The sequence below is a fragment of the Luteimonas sp. AC640a genome (genome assembly GCF_979256585.1).
Genome location: NZ_CEEDOV010000013.1, coordinates 37,245 through 51,342, shown reverse-complemented (window position 1 = coordinate 51,342; position 14,098 = coordinate 37,245). Strand labels below are relative to the sequence as shown.

At 66.2% G+C, this 14,098-nt stretch carries 12 protein-coding genes; 8 read left to right on the top strand and 4 right to left on the bottom strand.

The window, feature by feature from the left end; translation table 11 throughout:
• Positions 1-170 precede the first annotated feature (170 nt).
• Positions 171-365 carry a hypothetical protein gene (locus tag ACZ9YD_RS13110; protein WP_465075693.1) on the top strand — a complete coding sequence of 65 codons (195 nt, stop codon included), beginning with the start codon at positions 171-173 and terminating at the stop codon, positions 363-365.
• Here ACZ9YD_RS13110 and ACZ9YD_RS13105 read toward each other — a convergent pair.
• From ACZ9YD_RS13105 to ACZ9YD_RS13095, 3 genes are read right to left on the bottom strand one after another with little or no spacing between them, the layout of a single operon-like run.
• On the bottom strand, positions 362-1,240 hold the full coding sequence (locus ACZ9YD_RS13105; protein WP_465075692.1) for a methylglyoxal synthase: 879 nt from the start codon (positions 1,238-1,240) through the stop codon (positions 362-364). The genes ACZ9YD_RS13110 and ACZ9YD_RS13105 overlap by 4 nt on opposite strands.
• Positions 1,240-2,649 carry a sugar porter family MFS transporter gene (locus ACZ9YD_RS13100; RefSeq protein WP_465075691.1) on the bottom strand — a complete coding sequence of 470 codons (1,410 nt, stop codon included), beginning with the start codon at positions 2,647-2,649 and terminating at the stop codon, positions 1,240-1,242. The genes ACZ9YD_RS13105 and ACZ9YD_RS13100 overlap by 1 nt, the downstream gene beginning before the upstream one ends.
• Positions 2,627-3,292 (bottom strand): apurinic/apyrimidinic endonuclease family protein, encoded by a 666-nt coding sequence (locus tag ACZ9YD_RS13095; protein ID WP_465075690.1) that lies wholly within the window; start codon positions 3,290-3,292, stop codon positions 2,627-2,629. Before ACZ9YD_RS13095 ends, ACZ9YD_RS13100 begins: the two co-directional genes overlap by 23 nt.
• A gap of 215 nt (positions 3,293-3,507) precedes the next feature.
• Here ACZ9YD_RS13095 and ACZ9YD_RS13090 point away from each other — a divergent pair, with 215 nt between their 5' ends.
• The 7 genes from ACZ9YD_RS13090 to ACZ9YD_RS13060 all read left to right on the top strand — a co-directional run bounded on the left by ACZ9YD_RS13090 (position 3,508) and on the right by ACZ9YD_RS13060 (position 12,585).
• Positions 3,508-5,085, top strand: a complete 1,578-nt coding sequence (locus ACZ9YD_RS13090) for a family 43 glycosylhydrolase (protein ID WP_465075694.1) — start codon at positions 3,508-3,510, stop codon at positions 5,083-5,085.
• A 97-nt stretch (positions 5,086-5,182) separates the two neighbouring features.
• Positions 5,183-6,235 (top strand): LacI family DNA-binding transcriptional regulator, encoded by a 1,053-nt coding sequence (locus ACZ9YD_RS13085; protein WP_232138308.1) that lies wholly within the window; start codon positions 5,183-5,185, stop codon positions 6,233-6,235.
• Positions 6,236-6,761: 526 nt separating this feature from the next.
• Positions 6,762-7,610, top strand: coding sequence for a 5-dehydro-4-deoxy-D-glucuronate isomerase (gene kduI, locus ACZ9YD_RS13080; RefSeq protein ID WP_465075689.1), 849 nt, complete (start codon positions 6,762-6,764; stop codon positions 7,608-7,610).
• 46 nt (positions 7,611-7,656) lie between these two features.
• The gene (gene kduD / locus ACZ9YD_RS13075) at positions 7,657-8,412 is read left to right on the top strand and encodes a 2-dehydro-3-deoxy-D-gluconate 5-dehydrogenase KduD (RefSeq protein WP_465075688.1); all 756 of its coding nucleotides are present in this window, start codon (positions 7,657-7,659) and stop codon (positions 8,410-8,412) included.
• Positions 8,413-8,494: 82 nt separating this feature from the next.
• Positions 8,495-9,133 (top strand): RpiB/LacA/LacB family sugar-phosphate isomerase, encoded by a 639-nt coding sequence (locus ACZ9YD_RS13070; RefSeq protein ID WP_465075687.1) that lies wholly within the window; start codon positions 8,495-8,497, stop codon positions 9,131-9,133.
• Positions 9,134-9,222: 89 nt separating this feature from the next.
• Positions 9,223-10,329 (top strand): GDSL-type esterase/lipase family protein, encoded by a 1,107-nt coding sequence (locus tag ACZ9YD_RS13065; RefSeq protein ID WP_465075686.1) that lies wholly within the window; start codon positions 9,223-9,225, stop codon positions 10,327-10,329.
• A 684-nt stretch (positions 10,330-11,013) separates the two neighbouring features.
• Positions 11,014-12,585, top strand: a complete 1,572-nt coding sequence (locus ACZ9YD_RS13060; RefSeq protein ID WP_465075685.1) for an SDR family NAD(P)-dependent oxidoreductase — start codon at positions 11,014-11,016, stop codon at positions 12,583-12,585.
• Between the two features lie 229 nt (positions 12,586-12,814).
• On the opposite strand, the gene ACZ9YD_RS13055 is transcribed toward ACZ9YD_RS13060, so the two are convergent.
• Positions 12,815-14,089: a glutamate-5-semialdehyde dehydrogenase gene (locus ACZ9YD_RS13055; protein WP_465075684.1), complete on the bottom strand. Its 1,275-nt coding sequence runs from the start codon at positions 14,087-14,089 to the stop codon at positions 12,815-12,817.
• Positions 14,090-14,098 lie beyond the last annotated feature (9 nt).

Sequence of the window (14,098 nt, the reverse complement as noted above, 5' to 3'; positions counted from 1 at the left end):
GTCCCCTGCGCTTCTCGGACGACGGGGCACGCAGCCCAAACTCGCTGCGCTCAGACATGGGCTGCTCTTCGACCCCGTCGCCCTGCGATGCTCGGCTCGCTTTACGGCTCGATTGAGATCAGAGGCCAAAGCCAAAGCCAAAGCCAAAGGCGAAGCAGGGCAAGATCAAAATGGATTCCCGCTTTCGCGGGAATGACGGCGGTGAGGCTAAAAGCGAAGCCAAAGCAACGAAACAAAAGCAAGGCAAAGAAACCAAAGCAACGAAGCCAAGCAACGAAGGCAAGCAACGAAGGCAAGCAACGAAGGCAAGCAACGAAGGCAAGCAACGAAGCCAAAGCACCGAGGCCAAAGAAGCAAACCCTTAACCCATCTCCATCCCCACCCGCATCCGCGCCGCCACCGCCCATCGATCCGCCACGGCCGGCGATGTCAGACACGCCACGGTGTCGGTCACTGTCGTCACCGCCCGCTCCAGCAACTGGATATCCGCCTCGTGCTGACGTGCGACATGCGGGTCCTCGAAGAACACTGCGCGTTGGCAACGGCCGGACAGCACGAGGTCGGCGATCTGGGCGTCGCCACCGAGCGGGCCGCTCTGGAAGCGTTGCGTCCAGGCCAGGTCGAGTGGAAAGCCACGTCGCCAGGCGAGGTCGTTGAGCAGCTGGCCGGTAGTGCCGGTGGCGACACGCCCACCGAAACGCGACAGCAGATCGAAGTGGCGTTCGACGAACTCCAGCATCCGCGGCTTCATCGCGTCGTGCGCGATCAGCGCGACTGTCTGGCCTTCGAACGCATGCAGATCATCGGCGCCCGGATCGGCGGCGAGTCCTGCGTGCAGGCGCTCGCTTTCGATGAAGTCACGCGCCGAGGCGACGGTCGACAGGAATGGCTTGCCCTGGATCACACACTGTCGCTTCAGGGCCACCGCTTCGGGAAAGATCGACGAGGGGTCGACGGGGTCGATCAGATACACCACGCCATCGAGCGTGCGCTCGGGGCCGAGGCCGACGATCTCGGCGACCAGGGTCATCAGGCCGCCTTCGCGGCCGTAGGGATAGCGCCGCAGGCCGGCGTGGCCTGCAAGCGCGTCGCGCTCGACGATTGCATCGAAGGTGCGGCCCACGGCATGCAGGCCGATATCAAGTGCGCGGATGCCGGCGCCGCTGGCGTGCAGCCAGCGGAACAGGGCAGCGTCGGGACGTGCGTGATGCAGCCGGTTCGCGGCCAACCCCAGCCGCATCAGCCTTCCATCTGCTCGAGTTCGCGGCCGCGGGTTTCGTTGACGTAGCGCAGCACGAACACTACCGACAGCGCCGCGGCAATCGCGTACAGACCATAGGCGCCGGCCAGGCCAATACCGGCCAAGAGCATCGGGAAGGTCCAGGTGATCAGGAAGTTCGCGCCCCACTGGAACAGACCCGCCACCGCAAGACCGGAGCCGCGGATCTGGTTGGGGAACATTTCGCCCAGCATCACCCACATCACCGGACCCCAAGAGGCGTTGAAGAAGATCACGTAGAGATTGGCCGCGACGAGCGCCAGCAGGCCCATCGAATCGGAGAGCAGCAGGCGACCGTCATCGCCCAGCGTGCCGGTCCAGAACGCACCGGTCACCGCTGCCAGCGTGACCGCCATGCCGACCGAGCCGATCCACAGCAGCGGCTTGCGGCCGATGCGGTCGACCAGCAGCAGCGACACGATGCAGGCGCCGATGCTCAGCGCACCCGACAGCACGTTGATCAGCAGTGCATCGCTTTCCGAGAAGCCGACCGCCTGCCACAGCACGGCGCCGTAATAGAACACGACGTTGATGCCGACCAGTTGCTGGAACACCGCCAGGCCGATGCCGATCCAGACGATCGGACGCACGCGTCCGGTGACCTTCGAGATCAGGTCGGAGAACTTGGGCCGGTGCAGATCCGCCGCCAGCGAGTCGCGGATCTCACCGAGCTTGCGGCGTCCTTCGGCATCACCGTACAGGCGCACCAGCACGCGTTCGGCCTGCTCGAGCCTGCCGCGCGCGACCAGGAACCGCGGGCTTTCCGGAATCGCGAACAGCGCGATCAGGAACAGCGCTGCCGGCGCAACCTCGATCCAGAACATCCAGCGCCAGGCCTGATAGCCGCCCCAGAACTCGACCGTCGAGCCGCCCGCCACGCGCGCCAGCAGATAGTTGCTGAGGAATGCGGCGAACAGGCCGCCGATGATCGCGATCTGCTGCACCGTCGCCAGTCTTCCGCGATAGCGTGCCGAAGAGACTTCGGCGATGTACGCCGGCGACATTACGCTGGCCGCGCCGACGGCCAGACCGCCGATAACCCGGTAGATCACGAACTCCAGCGATCCGGTCGCGATGCCTGAGCCCCAGGCTGAGACCAGGAACAGCACGGCGGCCACGATCAGCAGTGTGCGTCGACCGAACACGTCGGCCAGGCGGCCGGCGAAGAACGCGCCGACCGCGCAGCCCAGCAGCATCGACGCGACATTGAAGCCGGTGCCGACCGAGTCGGAATTGAACGCGCGTTGCAGCCCGTCGACGGTGCCGTTGATAACGCCGCTGTCGAAGCCGAACAGGAAGCCACCGATGGTGGCGACGCAGCTGATCAGGATGATCAGTCGCGTGTTCTCACCGCTCTGTATTGCCGTCATGTGCATCCCCTCCCGAGGGCGTGTCGTGATGCGCCCAGCGACGCAGGTACTGGTTGACCAGGTTCTCGGCGAGTTCCTGGCGATCACTGCGCTGGCGCGGCTCGCCGGAGCGTAGCGCAATCGCATGCGGGTCCTGCAGACCATGTTCGCCGTTGGCGAACGCCAGGCCGTCCCCGTCGTCGAAACCGGCGTCGCGTTCCCGACAGCAGTCTTCCGGCGGCGATGCCTCGCAGGCGACTTCGAGGCCACGCGCGGGCGCCCCCACGTCGCCGATATGCGAGGCGAACAGGCCTCCGGCGTCACTCGATTCGCGGTACACCCTGGCGTCGAAGTTCGGTCCGCGCTGACGCAGCGCCACCCGCATCGCCGCGACGGTGTCGTAGACATCGCGGCGGAACTGGTCGGTGCCAAAGCCGTTCTGCGGATTCCCGCGGTGGGCATCGAGGCTGCCGGGCATGCCGGCGTTGCTGCTCACCTGCAGATGGTGCGCGAACCTGCGCCCCGACCGCGTCGCGTGACTGGCCTCGATGCCGCGCTTGAAGTCCTGGGCCGGACCGTGCGCACGCAGCAAGCCGACGCAGGTCGCGCTGTCGACATCGGACGGGTGTGGCATCGGTGCCATCGCGCCGGATTGACTGGCCATCGGTGTCATCGTGCGGCGGACCACGGCGGCTCGGATCGTGGGACTGTAGCGCCGTGGTCGATGAAAGCCTTGCTGCGACGCAAAATGATGGATCCGGAAGCGTCTGCTAGGGTCGTTTGACTATCGGTGTCATTTGAGGATGCACCGGCCGTTCCTCTTTGGAGTTGCTGATGTCGCAATCGATCTTGCGTGCCCGCGTTCTCGTTGCCTGCTGCATGGCGGGCCTGTCGCTCGCAGCCAGTGCAATCGCTGCACCGCCTGCCAGTGACGCAATGGAGACGTCGCCCTGGGCGCGCGGCATCGAGCACCAGCGCCAGGCCGATCTCGGCGACGGCACCTTCCTCAATCCGGTGTTCGCGGGCGATCGCCCGGATCCGTCGGTGCTCAAGGATGGCGACGATTACTACCTCACCCTGTCGTCGTTCGACGCCTATCCAGGCCTGCCGCTGTGGCATTCGCGCGATCTGGTGAACTGGCAGCCGCTGGGCCACGCGATCACCAAGAACGTCGGTTCCATCTGGGCGCCGGACATCATCAAGCACGGCGAGCGCTACTACATCTATTTCCCCGCGCGCACCGGCGGCACCGAAGGCAGCGAGCGCAGCAACTACGTGGTCTGGGCCGACGACATCAAGGGCCCATGGAGCGAGCCGGTCGACCTGGGGCTCGGCCGCTATATCGATCCCGGTCATGCGGTCGGCGAAGACGGCAAGCGTTATCTGTTCCTCAGCGGCGGCGCCTACGTGCAGCTGTCGGACGATGGCCTGCGCGTGCTCGGCGAGCCGAAGCACGTCTACGACGGCTGGCAGTACCCCGAAGAATGGGACGTCGAGGCCTACGCGCAGGAAGGCCCGAAGATCAATTTCCGCGACGGCTGGTACTACATGACCACCGCTGTCGGTGGCACGGCCGGCCCGCCGACCGGCCACATGGTGATCACCGCGCGCTCGCGTTCGATCCACGGCCCGTGGGAGAACTCGCCGCACAATCCGATCGTGCGCACCGTGGATCGCAGTGAGCCGTGGTGGTCGCGCGGCCACGCGACGATCGTCGAAGGCATCGACGACCGCTGGTGGATGATCTATCACGGCTACGAGAACGGGTACTGGACGCTCGGCCGGCAGGCGCTGCTGGAACCGATCGAATGGACCGACGACGGCTGGTTCGTCGCCAAGGGCGGCGATCTCGGCCAGCCGCTGGCCAAGCCTGCAGGCGAATCGGTCGGCCAGCACGGCATGGCGCTGTCGGACGATTTCAGCGGCGGGACGCTGGGCGCGCAGTGGTCGTTCTACAACCCCACGCAGACCGAATACACGCGTCTGGGCTTCGGCGACGGCGCATTGACACTGCAGGGCAAGGGCACGCAGCCGCGCGACAGTTCGCCGCTGACGGTGATCGCCGGTGACAAGTCCTACGAATTCCAAGTGGAAATGGAGATCGAGCCGTGTGCGCAGGGTGGGGCGCTGCTGTTCTACAGCGACAAGCTCTACGTCGGCGTGGGCAGCAACGGCGAGCGCTTCATCATGCATCGCTACGGCGAAGAACGGCCGAGCCAGATCGCCCCCAGCGCCACCGGCGGCAAGCTGTGGATGCGGGTCAGGAACGCCCAGCACATCGTCACAATCCATACGAGCACCGATGGCGAGACCTGGACCAAATACCCGGTGCAGATGGAGATCTCGGGCTACCACCACAACGTGGCAGGCCGCTTCCTCGCGGTAAAGCCGGCGATCTACGCAGCCGGCGACGGCAAGGTGCATTTCCGGAACTTCCAGTATCGCGCGCTCGACTGAGCGGTTCGACTGCGTGGCCGGGGCGTCGACGACACGACGCTCCGGGATGTACCGCTAGAATGGAAACCGCGCGACAACCCGACGGACGGAACGACCGATGCCCGCAGCGAAGAAGACCACGAAGGCGGCGGCCGTGCGGGATCCATCGCGCCCAGCGACGATCAACGACATCGCCCGGCTCGCCGGCGTCTCGAAGAAGACCGTGTCGCGGATCATCAACCACTCGCCGCTGGTCCGTCAGGACACGCGCGAGAAGGTCGAAACCCTGATGCGCGAGGTCGGCTATTCGCCCGACCCATTGGCGCGCGGACTCGCATTCCGCCGTTCGTTCCTGATCGGCATGGTCTACGACAATCCGACCGCGCAGTTCATCGTCAACATGCAGTACGGCGCGCTGGATTCGCTGCGCGGATCGGGCTACGAGCTGGTGGTGCATCCCTGCGACAGCCGCAGCCCCGATTACGTCGACGGCGTGCGCCGCTTCGTGCAGCAGCAGAAGCTGCACGGCGTGATGCTGGTACCGCGCGTGTCGGAAGATCCTGCGCTGGCCGCGATGCTCGATTCGATCGGTGTGCGCTACGTGCGCATCGCCGCCGTATCGATGGACAAGCCCGAGCGCATGGTGGTCACGCACGACCATGACGGCGCGGCGGAAGTGGCTGATTACCTGCAGTCGCTCGGTCACCGCGACATCGCCCTGATCACCGGTCCACGCGATTACCGCTCATCGATCGAACGCACCGGCGGCTTCCTGTCGGCGCTGCAGAAGCGCGGCATCGATCTGCCCAAGTCGCGCGTCGTCGAAGCCGGTTACACCTTCGAATCCGGCGTCGCCGCCGCGGAAAAGCTGCTGTCGGCGAAGAAGCGTCCGACCGCGATCTTCTGCGGCAATGACGAAATGGCCGCCGGCGTCTATCGCGTCGCAATGCGAGACGGCATCAACGTGCCGCGCGATCTATCGGTGGTCGGCTACGACGACAGCCCCTTGGCGACGCGCCTGTGGCCGCCACTGACGTCGGTCCGCCGCGACACCCGCGACACCGGCCGCATCGCCGCGGCGATGTTGATCCAGCCTGAAGACGGCCCCAGGCCGCTGGCCAGCGTGCGCCCGCATCTGATCCTGCGGGATTCCTGCCAGCCACCAAAATAAGACGCTGTCTGCCGACGACGGCGGCTGACGCCAGTGCCCCTCGCCCTTGCGGGAGAGGGGAGGACCGCCTGCGAAGCAGGTGGTGGGGTGAGGGGCTTTTGCTGGATTCTCAGTGCAGAGCTGCGGCGTGCCGTCTCAGTTGGCGAGCAATCCAACGTCCGTCATTCCCGCGGAGGCGGGAATCCAGTGACTTTGATCGAGGGCGCGGACGGCGCCAATCCACACAATGCCGTTTTCGGCCGACCCTAATGCGCACCAACAAGAATTCGTAATCGTTCAGATGCTCAAAGCCACTGGATTCCGGACTTCGCCGGAATGACAGGTGAGAAGTAGCGCGCGCCAAGCAACGCTACTGCGCGGCAATCTGAAGGGGTCTGGAGTCTGGCCGCGCAGTCATCTATCCAACTCATGCGCCCATGCCGCGCCGCGGAATGACACCGGTTACCGGACATCATAGAATGGCCGTCCGCGCAAGAGCCCGGCGACGTGCCGTGGTGACCGTGCCCTGTCCCGTCTGGAGCCCGTCATGTACCAGAAGACCTATCACGCGACCCATCCCGGTGTGATGCAGGGCATCGACAACGACGCGCTGCGCGATCTGTACTTGCTCGACGGTCTGTTCGTCGACGACGCGATCCGTCTGAGCTACACGCACTACGAACGCTTCGTCATCGGTGGCGCCTCGCCAGTCGCAGGGCCGCTTTCGCTGCCCGCGCAGACCGAGCCTGCCTCTGCCGCCGGACGTCCGTTCCTGGAGCGTCGCGAGCTCGGCATCGTCAATGTCGGTGCAGGCGCCGGCACGGTCACCGTCGACGGCACCGCGTATGCACTCGCGCCGAAGGACGGCCTCTACGTGCCGATGGGCAGCGCCGAGGTCGTATTCGCATCCGACGACGCGTCCGCGCCGGCGAAGTTCTATCTCGCTTCGACGCCCGCGCATGCGCGTTTCGAGACGAAGAAGATCTCGATCTCCGACGCGGTGCCGCTCGAACGCGGCGCGCTGGAAACCAGCAACGAGCGCACCATCTACCAGTACATCGTGCCGGCCACCTGCCAGTCCTCGCAGCTGCTGCTGGGCCTGACGATCCTCAAGCCGGGCAGCGTCTGGAACACGATGCCGCCGCATCTGCACGACCGTCGCAGCGAGGTCTATTTCTACTTCGATCTCGGCGACGCCGACCGCGTCTACCACTTCATGGGCGAGCCGCACGCGCAGCGCCACATCGTGGTGCAGAACAACGAGGCCGTCGCCTCGCCGCCGTGGTCGATCCACATGGGCGCGGGCACGTCGAACTACTGCTTCATCTGGGCGATGGGCGGCGAGAACCTCGACTACACCGACATGCACGTGCTGGACATCTGCCAGCTCAAGTAACCGGCCGCACGTGGCCACCACCCGTATCGCAACAGGGAGCAACGCAATGACGAATCCGTTCAGTCTCGAAGGCAAGGTCGCGCTGGTCACCGGCGCCAATACCGGCCTGGGACAGGGCATCGCAGTGGCACTGGCGGAAGCCGGCGCCGACATCGCCGCGGCAGGCATCAGCCCGCCGACCGAGACCGAAGCCAAGGTCAAGGCGCTGGGCCGCAGGTTCGTGTCGATCGAAGCCAACCTGACCAGCATCGAGCCGGTCGCGCGTCTGCTCAAGGAAACGCTGGACGGCCTCGGCGGCGTCGACATCCTGGTCAACAACGCCGGCCTGATCCGCCGCGCCGATGCCGTCGATTTCAGCGAGCAGGACTGGGACGACGTCATGAACGTCAACATCAAGTCCGCGTTCTTCCTGTCGCAGGCCGTCGGCCGTCATTTCATCGCGCAGGGCAGCGGCAAGATCATCAACATCGCGTCGATGCTGTCGTTCCAGGGCGGCATCCGCGTGCCGTCGTACACGGCCAGCAAGTCGGGCATCGCCGGCATCACCCGCCTGCTCGCCAACGAGTGGGCCGGCAAAGGCGTCAACATCAACGCCATCGCGCCGGGCTACATGGCGACCGACAACACCGCGCAGCTGCGCGCCGATGAAGCCCGCAACAAGTCGATCCTCGATCGCATCCCGGCTTCGCGCTGGGGCGAGCCCTCGGATCTCGGCGGCACGGCAGTGTTCCTCGCCAGCCGCGCGTCCGATTACGTCAACGGCGCGGTGATCCCGGTCGACGGCGGCTGGCTCGCGCGCTGATCCACGCACGTTTTCCGACCGGTCTGCCACGTCGGCGGGCCTGTCGTTTCTTTCCCTTTCGAACACGCAAGAGAGACACGCAATGAAAATCGCACTGATGCAGGAATTCAGCCAGGCCGCCAAGAACCCGGTCGTGCTGGAGCAGCTCAACACCGTCGCCGCCGACAAGGGCTACACGGTCTACAACGTCGGCATGGACGGTGACAACGATCACCGCCTGACCTACATCCACCTCGGCATCTGCGCTTCGCTGCTGCTCAATTCGAAGGCGGTCGATTTCGTCGTCGCCGGTTGTGGCACGGGCCAGGGCGCGCTGATGTCGCTCAATGCATGGCCGGGCGTGTACTGCGGCTACTGCATCGAGCCGACCGACGCGTTCCTGTTCGCGCAGGTCAACAACGGCAACGCGCTGGCCCTGCCGTTCGCCAAGGGCTACGGCTGGGGCGCGGAAATCAACATCCGCTACATCTTCGAGAAGGCGTTCGCCGGCGAGCGCGGCCAGGGTTACCCGGCCGAGCGCAAGGAATCGCAGATGACCAACGCCGGCATCCTGGCGGACGTCAAGAAGGGCGCGTCGAAGGACTTCGTCGAAGGCCTGAAGGCGATCGACCAGGAACTGGTGAAGCAGGCCGTCGGCGGTGACCGCTTCCAGAAGGCGTTCTTCGACAACGCCCAGGACGACGCCATCGTCGCCTACGTCAAGGGTGTGCTGGGCCAGTAAGCCCCGCGCGACACCGTTGCACGACGCAGGCCGCCGCCCGGTGCGGCGGCCTGTAGTTCCACCCGCATTCTGAGCGGAGCGCCCTCACGATGAAACGTCTGTTGTCGCTGCTGCTGCTGGGTGCCGCAAGCACCGCGGTCGCCGCACCGCCCGCCACGCACCGCATCTTCATCGCCGGTGATTCCACCGCGGCGACCTACGGCGCCGAGCGCGCGCCACAGGCCGGCTGGGGCCAGAAATTTCCGGACTGGACCGTCGAAGGCTGGGAGGTCCGCAACCACGCCGTGGGCGGGCGCAGCACGCGCAGCTTCATCGATGAAGGCCGGCTCGACGCGATCGCCAGCGAGATCGGCGCAGGCGACGTCCTGCTGATCCAGTTCGGCCACAACGATGCCAAGCGCGAGGACGCCACGCGCTACACCGATCCCGCAACCGATTACCCGCGTTTTCTCCAACGCTACATCGAGGTCGCGCGCGAGAAGGGCGCGACGCCGATCCTGGTCACCCCGGTCGCGCGGCTGCTTTACGATTTCCGTTCGCTGGTCGACACGCATGGCCGCTACACGCTGGCGATGCAGGCCCTGTCGACGCGCGAGCACGTCGCGCTGATCGATCTCAATGCCACGTCCAGCGACTGGATCCGCGCGCACGGGGAAGAAGGCGCCAAGCCCTATTTCATGTTCACGCAGGGCAAGACCGACGGCACCCATTTCAGCGAGGCCGGCGCCGATGCCGTCGCCTGTCTCGTCGCCGCCAGCTGGCGCGGCATCGATGCCGATGCACCGGTGAAGGCCGTGACTGAGGCCGAGTGCAACGCCTTGCCGGCACCGCCCGCTGCGCCCGTGTCGCCGTCGGTCGTCGTGCAGGAGCGCGACATCGCGATGGAACAGCCCGGCCCGCACGAGGGGCTGGGCACGACGACGGCGTATCCGTTCTTCTCGGACGCCACCGGCTTCGACCTGATCTTCCGCAAGCGTGCCTTCCACCCCGGCGCGACGATCGGCGACCACGTCAACGACAAGGACGAGATCTATTACGTACTGTCCGGCCGTGGGCGACTGACGCTGAACGACTCCGTCCGCGAAGTCGGCCCCGGCGACGCGATCCTGACCCGCAACGGCGACCGCCATGCGTTGGACCAGATCGGCGACGAGGCACTGGTGATCTTCATCGTGTATCAGCCGGTGAAGCGCTAGGGCCTTTCAGCGAATCGTTTTGGGCGCTCTGACGGGGTGGGCGGCTTTCGAACGGTTCGCGAATTGCCGAAATCGTCATTCCCGCGAAGGCGGATGCGTCTCACAACAGCCGAACGGCTGGTCAATCCAAGGATGTTGTGCCTTCCAAAGCGAAAGTCTCTGGATTGACCAACCATTCGGCTGTTGAAAAAGCGCATCCGCCTTCGCGGGAATGACGGCTGTTTGCCCAGCGCTTTCTGGAAACACCGTCATTTCTTACCCACGCCGTAAGCTTCCGGCTGCATCGGAAACTGGATCCCAGCGTGCGCTGGGATGACGGGCGGCGACCCTGCAATCTGCGGTTTTCGAGGTCTTTCAGGCATTCCGTCGCCCCAGCAGCTTTCAACAGTCGAATGGCTGGTCAAGCTGGGGTCCATTCTGCTCTTCGGTCGCTGCAACCGGTGAGCGCTGGCGTTACCTGGACGTTGTCCAGAATCCCCCCGATGGCACAGCCCCCGCCAATCGGCGAAAATGCCCCGGCCGTGGATCCCTCAGATCCCGGCACGGTCACGCACCAGGCGCCCCGCGCTGGCATCGCGACCACCCCACGCCCGCGACGGCCGACCCGCCGATGCACCGCACGCTTTCCCCGCACGACACCGGCGCCCCGCGTCCGACACGTCGCGCACGCCCACGGACACGCTCTTGAATTCGACCTCCGCTCCGCTCCCGGCCTCCGACGCCGACGATTCCCTGCCGCAGCGCGCACGCATCGCGTTCGAACTGCTCGAGGCGATCCGTGACGACCGCAGCGTGCTCGACGGCCTGCCGGACGAGGCCCGTATCCGCCTGCTGCAGGCGGTCGCGCTCGTGCATCACCCCGAGCCGCGCGCGCGTCGCAAGCAGGCCAAGGAAGCGTTGCGCGAAGCCAACCGCGAGAAGGTGCGGCGTACCGAGGCGCTGCTCGACCAGACCGGCATCCGCACGCTACGCCGCAAGCCCGTGTTCACCACGCCGAACTATTTCCCGCCGCAGCCGCCGGGTCAGCACGATCCGCGCAACGCCGTCCCGGAAGAGCTGCCGTATACCGAATCGCCGGAACTGCTGCACTGCTATGTCTGCAAGCAGAAGTACACGCAGGTGCACCACTTCTACGACCAGCTGTGCCCGACCTGCGCGGAGCTGAATTTCATCAAGCGCACCGAGACCGCCGACCTCACCGGGCGCGTTGCGCTGCTGACCGGCGGCCGGGTCAAGATCGGCTACCAGGCCGGTCTCAAGCTGCTGCGCGCGGGCTGTTCGCTGATCGTCACCACGCGTTTCCCGCGCGACTCCGCGCAGCGCTACGCGCAGGAGCCGGACTTCGGCGAGTGGGGCGACCGGCTGGAAGTGTTCGGCCTCGACCTGCGCCACACACCGAGCGTGGAAGCGTTCTGCGCCGAACTCGTCGCCACGCGCGACCGGCTCGACTTCATCGTCAACAACGCCTGCCAGACCGTGCGCCGTCCGCCGGCGTTCTACGCGCACATGATGGCCGGCGAGACTGCCGCGCTGCACGAACTGCCCGAACACGTGCGCAAGCTCGTCGGCGGTTACGAGGGCCTGCGCGCGGCCGATCTGCTGCCGGGCGGCAGCCAGTCGCTGGTCGAGAGCAGTGCAGGCCGCGCCGGGCTCGCACGCGCGGCCGAGCTGTCCCAGGTGCCGCTGCTCGCCGATGAACTGGTCGGCCAAGCGCATCTGTTCCCGGAAGGTCGCGTCGACAAGGATCTGCAGCAGGTCGATCTGCGCGGGCGCAATTCATGGCGTCTGCAGATGGATGAAGTGCCGGCGGTCGAGCTGCTGGAGACGCAGCTGGTCAACGCCGTTGCGCCCTTCATCCTCAATGCGCGCCTGAAGACGCTGATGGTGCGCAGCCCGGAGCGCGACAAGCACATCGTCAACGTGTCCGCGGTCGAAGGGCAGTTCTATCGCAACTTCAAGACCACCAAGCATCCGCACACCAACATGGCGAAGGCCGCGCTCAACATGATGACGCGCACCTCGGCGGCGGATTACCACGGCGACGGCATCCACATGAATGCCGTCGACACCGGCTGGGTGACCGACGAGGATCCGGTGGAGATCGCCGAGCGCAAGATCGTCGAGGAACGCTTCCATCCGCCGCTCGACATCGTCGACGGCGCGGCGCGCATCGTCGATCCGATCATCGACGGCATCAATACCGGCACCCACGTCTGGGGCCAGTTCCTCAAGGACTACAAGCCGACGGACTGGTAAGCGCAATGCTGAAAAAATCCGTCATTCCCGCCTGACCAGACGTGCGTCTGTTGAATGCCGCGGGAATGACGGGCAGAGGCGGACTTGATCAGCGCTGCCCAGGACGCTGGCGGCTGCGCGTCGCACGCCGTGCCCCGATGGGCGGTTGGTCAACGCGGGTGCGCCGGTACACGATTGATCTCACGCAGCGCACCGGCATCCCCACGGAATGCCGGTGCACAGGCCGCACTCAGCCGGCGGCGAGCACCGATTCCGGATGCCGCACCTGACCGGCGCCGCGGATGACGTAGCGCTCGATGGTCAGCGACTCCAGCCCCATCGGGCCGTAGGCATGCAGGCGCGTGGTCGAAATGCCGATCTCCGCGCCGAGGCCCAGACTGCCGCCGTCGTTGAAGCGCGACGAGGCGTTGACCATCACCGCCGAGCTGCGGATGCCACGCACGAAGCGGTCCGCGGCGGCGGTGTCGTCGGTAGCGATGACCTCGGTGTGGTCGGAACCGTGTGTCTGGATATGCGCGATGGCGGCGTCGATCGAATCGACCACGCGCACCGCCAGGATCGGCGACAGGAACTCAGCCGCGTAGTCCTCTTCGGTCGCCGCGCTTGCGCCTGGAAACAGCGCGCGTGTCCGCTCGCAGCCACGGATCTCGGCGCCGCGCGCGCCGAGTTCGGCCAGTGCATCGGGCAGCCAACCGTCTGCGACATCGGCATGCACCAGCATCGTTTCCAGCGCATTGCACACGCCGGGACGCGACAGCTTGCCGTCGATCGCCAGTTGCAGGGCCAGCGCCGGATCGGCGGCGCGATCGACGTACAGGTGGCAGACGCCCTTGTAGTGCTTGATCACCGGCACGCGCGCGTTCTCGGCGACGAAGCGGATCAGCCGTTCGCCGCCGCGCGGGATCGCCAGATCGACGAGGTCGCTGAGCTGCAGCAGTTCCAGCACATGCTCGCGTGCGGTGTCCTCGATCAGCGCAACGGCCTCGACCGGCAGCCCGTGCTCGCGTAGCGCCGCATGCAGGCACGCAGCGATCGCAGCGTTGCTGTCGCGCGCTTCGGAGCCGCCACGCAGCAGCACGGCATTGCCGGCGCGCACGCACAGCGCCGCGGCGTCGGCGGTCACGTTCGGACGTGCTTCGTAGATCATCGCGATCAGACCGAGCGGGATGCGTACCTTCTCGACCACCATGCCGTTGGCATGGGTCTGGGTGCGGGTCACCTGGCCGACCGGATCGGGCAGGGCGGCGATCTCGCGGATCGCGGTCACGATGCCGTCGACGCGGTCGGCATCGAGGTGCAGGCGGTCTAGCATCGCGCTGACGGTGCCGGCCTGTTCCGCACGCGCCATGTCGGCGGCGTTGGCGGCCAGGATCGTGTCGCGTCCTGCAGCGACGGCATCGGCCATCGACACCAGCAGCGCGGCGCGCTGCGCCGAATCGAGGCTGGCAATGACGTGCGAAGCGGCGCGGGCGCGCTCGGCGAGGGGGCGGACATATCCGGTCATGGGGGTCTC